The organism is Pseudoduganella sp. OTU4001 (assembly GCF_038440195.1).
Taxonomy (GTDB): domain Bacteria; phylum Pseudomonadota; class Gammaproteobacteria; order Burkholderiales; family Burkholderiaceae_D; genus Rugamonas.
The window spans coordinates 1-569 of record NZ_JASATG010000075.1 but is presented as its reverse complement, the minus strand read 5'-3'; the positions used below and the strand labels follow the sequence as shown (position 1 = coordinate 569).

1 protein-coding gene is annotated in these 569 nt (G+C 59.4%); it reads right to left on the bottom strand.

What is annotated here, in order from left to right; all coding sequences use genetic code 11:
- Window positions 1–569: EF-Tu C-terminal domain-related protein (locus AAHE99_RS26685; protein ID WP_342120989.1), on the bottom strand; the 569-nt coding region annotated here is incomplete at both ends.

The window sequence follows — 569 nt, the reverse complement described above, 5'->3', positions numbered from 1 at the left end:
CCAACGGTACGGCCGCCTTCGCGGATTGCGAAACGCAGACCTTCTTCCATAGCGATCGGGGAGATCAGCTTCACGGTGATGGAGACGTTGTCGCCTGGCATAACCATTTCTTTGTCCGCTGGCAGCTCGATGGAGCCGGTCACGTCGGTGGTACGGAAGTAGAACTGTGGACGGTAGTTGTTGAAGAACGGGGTGTGACGGCCGCCTTCATCTTTCGACAGAACGTAGATCTCGCCGGTGAAGTGCGCGTGCGGCTTGATCGAGCCTGGCTTCGCCAGAACCTGACCACGCTGAACGTCTTCACGCTTGGTGCCGCGCAGCAGCAGACCAACGTTGTCGCCTGCCTGACCCTGGTCCAGCAGCTTGCGGAACATTTCCACGCCGGTGCAGGTGGTCTTGACGGTGTCAACGATACCAACGATTTCGATTTCTTCGCCGACCTTGATGATGCCGCGCTCAACACGACCGGTCACCACGGTACCGCGGCCGGAGATCGAGAACACGTCTTCCACTGGCATCAGGAAGGTGCCGTCAACAGCGCGCTCTGGGGTTGGGATGTAGGTGTCCAG